Below are 7,633 nucleotides of genomic sequence, written 5' to 3'. Positions count from 1 at the left end.
GCCGTCGCACGCGTCGCGTGCGGCGGCCCGGCCTCGTGTGCGTCGGCCGGCCGGCGGCGTCGGCCCGGCCGTGCGTCAGCGCGCCGCCACGGAGGCGCCGCCGGTGAGCAGCACGCCCAGGCAGTAGCTGCCGGGCTGGGCCTTCTTCGTGACGAAGTGGTGGACCGTGCCCGCGGGGATGAGCATGGTCGCGGGCGAGACGAGCTCGTAGTGCTGCCCGTCGGCGACGACGTCGATGACCGCGCCGCCCGGCTCGGGGGACATCAGCACATAGATCTCGGGCACCTCATGGGTGTGGGGCGCGGCCACGGGCTTGCCGACCTTGTCGCTGATCTCCCCGCCGGCGATCTCGATGGGCTGGCCGCCGAGCATGTCCTGCGTGAGGAAGAACGGCGTCTGCCCGTAGTGGCCCGGGATCTGCTGGAAGACGGGCAGATCCCGCTCGACGAGGGGGGTCCGGGACGGCTGAGGGACCGGACCGGGCTGGGCGAGCTGATCGTACGGAGCGGACGCCCCGGCGGTCGGGGACGTGGACGTGGACGTCATGACATGTCTCCTGGGGTCCTGGGAGGCCTGGGGCCTGGGGGCGCTTATGCGGGAGCGAGCCGGTAGATGAAGCTGAAGGCCGGAAGGTCGATCATCCGGCGGTCGGCGATGCGCCAGCCGCTCTCCGCCAGCACGCCCGACCACTCCTCGAGGGTGGGGATGTACTGGTCCATCACGGCGTGCACGGTCTCGAACCCGAGGGTGAACATGGGGTGCTGGGGGCCGTCGACGCCGGTGGAGCGGCAGGTGTCGCCGATGACGAGGCTCTTGGCGTTGGGGAAGGTCTCCCGGAGGCGCCGCAGCATCGTGACGGCGTTCTCGCGCGGCCAGAAGTCGTGCCCCATGAGGAAGCACGTCACCAGGTCCACACTCTCGTACTCCTCGCGCGGCGCCAGGTTCAGGACGTCGTCCTGCACGAGGGAGATCCGGCCCTCCATGCCCGCGTCGGCGATCGCCTCCTTGGACACGGTGATCGCGCCGGCGGCCACGTCGATGCCGATGCCCCTGATCTGGGGCATCAGATCGGCCAGCATGATCAGCCGGTCCGAGCTGCCGCAGCCCAGGTCCGCGACGACCGAGCAGTCCGTGTCCTTGAGCAGCTCGCGGAACGGCGGGTCGAAGAAGGTCCGGGCGATGTTGCGGCAGGCGACGCTGATGGCGCGGGAGTCGCGCCGTACGAAGTCGCCCTGCCGGTCGGCGTCGAGCACCTTGCCCGGCAGGGTCGTCAGCAGCTCGCCGCAGCCGCGCGTCAGCCAGTAGAAGAAGCCCTTGGTGCGGTAGGCGTCGTCGAAGCCGGGGCCGGTGGCCGCCTCGGTCCGAGCAGGGTCGAGCGTCACGATGCGCCGGGTGGAGAGCGCGACCAGGACGGCGCGCACGACGTCCGGGTGGGCGCCCGAGGCCGTCGCGTACTCGGCTATGCCGACCCGGCCGGAGCGCTCCAGCTCGTCGAGGAGACCGATCTCCCAGGCAGCGCTGACCGCGGCCGATGCGATGGCTCCGTTGAACGTGTCGGCGCAGTACTGCGCCTCGTCGGAAAGCTGTTGTTCAGCTATACCCATGGGAAACACCTATTCCTTCGAATATCACGGCTCGGAAGCACACGGCCGGCTGCCAGGATGCGCATCCCTGTCTAAATTCGGGGGGCGCCGACGATCGCGGCCAGCTCGTGCAGCGTGTCGGTGAAGGACGCCTTCAGCTCGAGCACGTCGTCCGTCGACAACTCGGCCGGCTCGGGCGCGGTGTTGCGTGCGCACGCGGGATACAGGCCGTTCGCCGAGACGTCGAGGTGGATCGCGTGGATCCGCCGGATGAGCTGACGCACCACCGTCTCGTAGGAGACCGGCGTCCTGGTCGTCAGAAAGATTCCGTCGTACAGCCATAGAAGCGTCTCGCGCCGAAGCTCTCGCGTCTTGCTGCGCACGCCGGGCGTCAGCAGCAGGGACACGCCCGAGGGCACGACGCGCGCGGCGATTCCCTTGTGTATGCGCTCGTTGAGATCGCACTCGAAGGCCAGGTCGGCGGCTGCGGCCTCGCCTCCCAGGGAGGTCTTTCCACGGATGAGCGGACGGACGCGGGTGTAGTCCCGCGCCCAGGATCCGCTGAGATTCGGGTGCTGGCGGGCCATCGGGTCCCGGATGACGCGCTCGTACATGTCCTGCGGCGAGGAGCTCGCGTACAGCAGCATCAGGGAGTACGCGCGGACCATGCAGCGTGCCGTGCGGGCGAGTTCGTCGCCGTCGACGCCGGGTCGCCCGGCCTCGTCCAGGACCGTTCCCAGCAGCTGCCAGAGCGCGAAGGTGCTCTGGTGGCCGGTGATCCACCGGAACCAGAAGAGCCGTTCCACCTCGCTGTCGTCGTGCGGCGCCAGCTCGGCGCCCATCGCCTCGTCGTACGCCGGCAGCGAGGCGCCCGGCGGCGGCCCCGCGTCCGCGTCGTGCCGGGGATCGTCGTCGCCGCTCCGGCCCGGCAGTTCGACGGGCAGCGCCAACGGCTCCAGGCCGTAGAGGTGCCCGCCGAACCCCCAGCGTCCTGCCGTCGGAACCTCGGTCGAGAGAGCTCGGTTGTCAGACAGATTCATGAATGCTTCCGGTGTGTGAGAGGAATCGGGCTCCGGGTCTGTGATATGCGACCGGCAATTCGGCAGCCAACGGCCGTCAATATACATTTCGAGCCGGCTGGCCAATGGCACTCGAGAACCGGCTCGTTCATTCTCGCCGAGGCTCGTCTCGCCGGCGGGACATCAGGGCGTCGACGCCCTGGACCGGGACGCGGTATTTGACATAGTCGTCAGGTCGGCCGTCTCCGCCGAACTCGCCCGCGGAATTCCGCACCGTCCGAAGGAGCATGCATGTCGAACCGCAAACTCATTGCCGCGGGAACGCATTTCGAGAAGATATTCGGCTATTCTCGGGCGGTTCGCACGGGCCCGTGCGTGACGGTCGCGGGATGCACCGCCTCGGCGCCCGAGGGCCCGGTGGGCGGCGACGACATCGTGGCGCAGACGGCCGAGTGCCTGCGGCGCGTCCAAGGCGCGCTCGAAGAGGCCGGCGCCTCGCTGGCGGACGTGGTCAGGACCCGCTTCTATGTGACGGACATCAGCGAGCTGGAGGCGATCGGCCGCGTCCATCTCGACTACTTCGCCGAGATCCTCCCCGCCAGCACCATCGTCGAGGTGTCCGCCCTGGCCCACCCCTCGCTCCTGGTGGAAGTCGAAGCCGACGCCTACCTCGAGAACTGAGGGATCCGGCCATGCGTACAGGCGTCCTGATCCTGCCGGAGAAGCGCTGGGCGGAGTCCGCCCCGACCTGGCGCACGATGGACGAGCTCGGATACGACTCCCTGTGGACCTATGACCACCTCTCCTGGCGCGATCTGCAGGACGGCCCGTGGTTCTCCACCTTCCCCGTGCTGGCCGCGGCGGCCGGCGTCACCCGCACCGCCACGCTCGGCACGCTGGTCACCTCGCCCAACTTCCGGCATCCGGTGGGCGCGGCGAAGGACGCCATCGCTCTGGACGACATCTCGGGCGGCCGGTTCGTCCTCGGCATCGGCACGGGCTCGGTCGGCGCGGGCGACTCGAACGTCCTCGCCCAGGAGACCCTCTCCCGGCGCGAACGCACCGAGCGCTTCGAGGAGTTCGTGCACCTCACGGACAGGCTGCTGCGCGACCCGGTGACGACGTACACCGGCACGCACTTCTCCGCGTACGAGTCCCGCATGATCCCCGGCTGCGTCCAGCGCCCGCGCCTCCCCATGGCCATCGCCGCGACCGGCCCCCGGGGCCTGGCGCTGGCCGCACGGCACGGCCAGGCGTGGGTGACCACGGGTCCGACGGACTGGGCGCGGGGGTTCACTCCCGAGGAGTGCCTGGAGGCGGTCGCCGCGCAGGTCGTCGCCCTGCGCGAGGCGTGCGAGAGGGCGGGCCGCGACGCGGCGGAACTGGACCGGATCTTCGTCGTGACCGACCCTGCGGGCGACTTCCTCTCCAGCCCCGACGCGTATCTGAAGATGGCCGAGCGCTATGCGCAGGCGGGCATCACGCATCTCGTGCTCCACGCACCCCGAGAGGAGGGCGTCTACGCCGCGGACCCGGAGTCCCTGCACCGCATCGCGGCCGAGGCGCTCCCGGTGGCACGGGAGATGTGAGCGGGACTGGGCTGCCTAGCGGCTCGTGGGACGGAGCCTGAACGGCCCGCCCGCGTGCACCAGTTCGTGCCCGGCCGCTGCCAGCGCGACGACCGCGTCGCCCCGACGCGGCTCGGGCACGAGCACCAGGTCGGCGTGGTAGGTCGACACCGCGAAGACCGGCACGCCCGCCTGCGCCAGCGGGTCGATCACGGAGGCCAGCAGGCCGGGAGCGTCCAGGCCGTGCCCGGCGTCCGCGTCGTACAGCCCGGCCCACCGCTCCCCCGCCGCGGTGTCCGCGTCCGCGTCCCGGACCACGGTCAGCCCCTCGGGCGCCCTGATCAGGGCGTGCCAGTCGCCGCGGGGCGGCGCCTGCGTCCCGGCGAGCGTCTCGACGGTGAAGACCGTGCTCAGCAGCCTCAGCCGCAGCATCGGGGCGCCCCCTCTCGGACGACCGGCCGCTCCGCGTCGTCTGCGGTCGACCGTAGGGCGCCGGAGCGGGCGACCGCGGTGGCTGGGGCCGCCGAGTCCGACATCGCGGCAGAGCATCGCGACAGAGCCAGGTCGGTTCGGCTCGCCCTGCCGGCGGCATCCGTGAACGCGGGGAGCCGGCGGCGCCCGTCGCGCCGCCGGCTCTCCAACTCCGCGTCTCTACAGAGGCGTTCGGCCTACGCACGCGTCCCAGTCCACGATCTGCATCGCCGCGCCCGCCGCCTCGTGCCCGCGACATCGCGCGTGATGCCTGCGGGCGACGGCGTCGAGGTCGAGATGGGCCCCGAAGGAGGGATCGGCGGCGAGCCGCCGGGAGTAGGACCACAGGGACGGGTGGTCGGCGATCCGGTCGACCGCATCGGCGTCCAGGTGCCAGCGGTGCACGGTGTCCAACTGGACCAGGGTGACCCAGAGTTGGACGTCGGCGGCGGTCGGCCCGTCGCCCAGCACATACTCCTGGGAGCTCAGGCAGCGCTCCACCGATCCGAGGGCGTCGAGCAGCACGCCGAGGGGCTCCTCATGGGCCGCTCCCGCGATCCCGAGCCGTCCGGCGGTCTGCGCCGCGTCGTCGATGCGCTCGACGCACAGCGCGCTGACGGCGTCGAGGCGCTCCCCCATGGCGTACGGATACAGATCCGGCCCTCCGGCGCCGAACCGCAGGGCGAGGTCGCGCAGGATGTCCGGGGCGTGGGTGCTGACGATTCGCCCGGTCCACGCGTCGCTGAGCGCGGGGGCGGCCGCGGGTCCGCTGTGATGGTGCGAACTCGCCTCGTACAGCGCCTCCAGCGCCCGGAACCCGCCCTCGGGCCCGTCGGGCACGGCGGGCAGCAGGTCGACGGGCAGGACGTCGTCGAGTCCGAGCAGGCTGTGGGTGACGGCGATCCGCAGCGAGTCGGGGCAGGGCGGGGACAGATGGAGCCGGTAGCGGTGCGGCACGGCGTAGTGGCCGCTGCGCACGTCGCGTCCGATACGGCCGCGGAAGGCCGGGGCGGCTGCCGGAGATGTGGCGGACATACGTCTCCCTGGGTCTGTTCGATCACGGACGTACGACGACGACGCGCGGCAGGGCGAGGGCGCTGCGGCGCACGGAGAAACGGGCGAGCCGGGCGGGACGGAGAAGGAGTCAGCGGGTCCCGCGGTACGCGCGGTGCGCGTGATACGGCCGCACGGCCGCCCGCGGGCTCAGCTCAGACTCGCGGCGCTGCAGACGCGCAGCAGATCGATATGACGCCGCGAGGTGAGCAACAGCGGCGGCCGGACGGCCGAGCCCGTCTCTGTCGCTGAATCCTTCATGGCGTTCTGTCCGTCCCCTCGGTCTCCCGCCCCCGAGTGTCGATTCGCGGGGCGGGGGCGTCAAGGGCGCCGGGAGAGCGGAGAGTTCGGCGGAGGCGTCGACGCGGCGGTCCGAGTCCGCGGTTTCAGGAGTCTCGCGGACTGAGCGATCTGCTGCGGGGCGCCGCGATCGTGGGCTTCGCCTTCCTCGGCCGGGAGCCGGACGACACGGGCGAGGCGGTCGGAGAGGGAAGCTCTGACTCCGCCGGATCACATGGCAGCGTGGCGGCCAAAGGCCCTGCCGCGTAAGGCAGTTCGGTCTTTCGGCTTCGAGGAAGAGGGAGACGTCGTGTACGACGTGATCGTGGTGGGGGCGCGCTGTGCGGGGGCGCCGACGGCAATGCTCATGGCCCGTGCGGGATACCGGGTCCTGCTGCTGGAGAAGGCCCGCTTTCCGCAGGACAAGCTCTCCTCCCACTACCTTCACCAGCCGGGGGTCGCACTGCTCGGCCGCTGGGGCCTGCTGGAGCGGATACGAGCCACCGACTGCCCGCCCATCGACCGGATCAGCTACGAGACCGCGGGCGTCCGGCTGGAAGGCTCCCTGCTGCCGCACGACGGGCACAGCACGACGTACGGGCCCAGACGCTTCGTACTCGACCCGATCCTCGCCGGCGCCGCGGTCGAGGCCGGGGCGGAGTTCCGCGAGGGCTGCACGGTCACCGGGCTGGTCCACGAGGGCGACCGGGTCGCCGGTGTGCGGATCAAGACGGCCGACGGCGTCGAGTTCGCCGAGCGCGCGCGTCTGGTCGTCGGGGCGGACGGCATGCGGTCGGCGGTCGCGCGGCTGGCCGGGGCACCGACGATCGTCGAGAACCCGCCCATGACCTGCACGTACTACAGCTACTGGGAGGGTCTGCCCGCGCACTTCGAGCTGTACGAGCGGCCCGGCCGGTGGGTCGGCGCCGGCCCGACCAACAACGGGTGCACGCTCGTGATGGCGTACTTCCCGCAGGCGGAGTTCTCCCAGGTGCGCACCGACGCCCAGTCGGCCTACCTGGAGGCCATCCGCACCACGGCCCCCGGGCTGAGCGAGCGGATGTCCTCGGCCCGTCAGGTCGAGCGGCTCTACGGCACCGGCGAACAGCTCAACTTCATCCGGCAGGCGTCCGGCCCGGGGTGGGCGCTCGTCGGCGACGCCGCCCACCACAAGGACTCGATCGCGGCGCGGGGGATCACCGACGCCTTCGTCCAGGCGCAGATGCTCGCCGATCACATCGGCCAGGATCTCCACGACCCGACGGCGCTCGCGGCGGCGGGCCGTCGCTATGCGGCGGGCCTGAAGGAGAGGTTCCTGGAGTTCTACCGCAGCACCCTGAACGTGGCGGAGCTCCAGGTCCCCGAGGAGCGGATCTCCTTCCTCAAGACCATCTCCGCCAACCAGCGGCTGGTGGACCGCTACTTCGCGACACTGTCCGGGGTCTGCACGATCGACGAGTTCTACAACGAGGAGCTGATGGAGGCTCTCGCCGAAGCGTGACGGCCGCCGGTGCGGCGCCGGCGAGGGCGGGGGGTGGCGGCGACGTCGGTGCGGCGGCTGCGACGAGGCCTGGGTCGTCGACGCCGTCGCCGGGTGCCCCGAGCCCTGGGGGCGCGGCGCCTGGCAGGCGGCGCGCCCCCGGGGCTCCGCGCGTCCGGC

At 71.6% G+C, this 7,633-nt stretch carries 8 protein-coding genes; 3 read left to right on the top strand and 5 right to left on the bottom strand.

Going from position 1 to position 7,633, the window contains the following annotated elements; translation table 11 throughout:
- Positions 1-75: 75 nt before the first annotated feature.
- The 3 genes from AB0M39_RS40745 to AB0M39_RS40735 form a co-directional block, all read right to left on the bottom strand.
- Positions 76-546, bottom strand: coding sequence for a cupin domain-containing protein (locus tag AB0M39_RS40745; protein WP_365373896.1), 471 nt, complete (start codon positions 544-546; stop codon positions 76-78).
- 44 nt (positions 547-590) lie between these two features.
- Positions 591-1,604, bottom strand: coding sequence for a class I SAM-dependent methyltransferase (locus AB0M39_RS40740; RefSeq protein WP_365373893.1), 1,014 nt, complete (start codon positions 1,602-1,604; stop codon positions 591-593).
- Positions 1,605-1,675: 71 nt separating this feature from the next.
- Complete coding sequence (locus tag AB0M39_RS40735; RefSeq protein WP_365373891.1) at positions 1,676-2,623, bottom strand: L-tyrosine 3-hydroxylase; 948 nt, start codon at positions 2,621-2,623, stop codon at positions 1,676-1,678.
- A 270-nt stretch (positions 2,624-2,893) separates the two neighbouring features.
- Between AB0M39_RS40735 and AB0M39_RS40730 the strand changes: the two genes are divergently transcribed.
- On the top strand, positions 2,894-3,283 hold the full coding sequence (locus AB0M39_RS40730; protein WP_365373888.1) for a RidA family protein: 390 nt from the start codon (positions 2,894-2,896) through the stop codon (positions 3,281-3,283).
- An 11-nt stretch (positions 3,284-3,294) separates the two neighbouring features.
- On the top strand, positions 3,295-4,191 hold the full coding sequence (locus AB0M39_RS40725) for an LLM class flavin-dependent oxidoreductase (protein WP_365373885.1): 897 nt from the start codon (positions 3,295-3,297) through the stop codon (positions 4,189-4,191).
- A 15-nt stretch (positions 4,192-4,206) separates the two neighbouring features.
- On the opposite strand, the gene AB0M39_RS40720 is transcribed toward AB0M39_RS40725, so the two are convergent.
- Positions 4,207-4,602: an ACT domain-containing protein gene (locus AB0M39_RS40720; protein ID WP_365373883.1), complete on the bottom strand. Its 396-nt coding sequence runs from the start codon at positions 4,600-4,602 to the stop codon at positions 4,207-4,209.
- A 219-nt stretch (positions 4,603-4,821) separates the two neighbouring features.
- The gene (locus AB0M39_RS40715; RefSeq protein ID WP_365373880.1) at positions 4,822-5,676 is read right to left on the bottom strand and encodes a glutathione S-transferase C-terminal domain-containing protein; all 855 of its coding nucleotides are present in this window, start codon (positions 5,674-5,676) and stop codon (positions 4,822-4,824) included.
- Positions 5,677-6,283: 607 nt separating this feature from the next.
- Here AB0M39_RS40715 and AB0M39_RS40710 point away from each other — a divergent pair.
- Complete coding sequence (locus tag AB0M39_RS40710; RefSeq protein ID WP_365373877.1) at positions 6,284-7,474, top strand: NAD(P)/FAD-dependent oxidoreductase; 1,191 nt, start codon at positions 6,284-6,286, stop codon at positions 7,472-7,474.
- The last annotated feature ends 159 nt before the right edge of the window (positions 7,475-7,633 follow it).

It is taken from the genome of Streptomyces sp. NPDC051907, assembly GCF_040681075.1.
GTDB lineage: Bacteria > Actinomycetota > Actinomycetes > Streptomycetales > Streptomycetaceae > Streptomyces.
Note: the sequence above shows the minus strand (reverse complement) of the source record. Positions and strands in the feature narration are given on the sequence as shown.

Bases quoted from the DNA above. Each gene is read 5' to 3' on its own strand.
- AB0M39_RS40715 (WP_365373880.1), bottom strand. From the start codon at position 5,676: ATGTCCGCCACATCTCCGGCAGCCGCCCCGGCCTTCCGCGGCCGTATC.
- AB0M39_RS40725 (WP_365373885.1), top strand. From the start codon at position 3,295: ATGCGTACAGGCGTCCTGATCCTGCCGGAGAAGCGCTGGGCGGAGTCC.
- AB0M39_RS40720 (WP_365373883.1), bottom strand. From the start codon at position 4,602: ATGCTGCGGCTGAGGCTGCTGAGCACGGTCTTCACCGTCGAGACGCTC.
- AB0M39_RS40745 (WP_365373896.1), bottom strand. From the start codon at position 546: ATGACGTCCACGTCCACGTCCCCGACCGCCGGGGCGTCCGCTCCGTAC.
- AB0M39_RS40735 (WP_365373891.1), bottom strand. From the start codon at position 2,623: ATGAATCTGTCTGACAACCGAGCTCTCTCGACCGAGGTTCCGACGGCA.
- AB0M39_RS40730 (WP_365373888.1), top strand. From the start codon at position 2,894: ATGTCGAACCGCAAACTCATTGCCGCGGGAACGCATTTCGAGAAGATA.
- AB0M39_RS40740 (WP_365373893.1), bottom strand. From the start codon at position 1,604: ATGGGTATAGCTGAACAACAGCTTTCCGACGAGGCGCAGTACTGCGCC.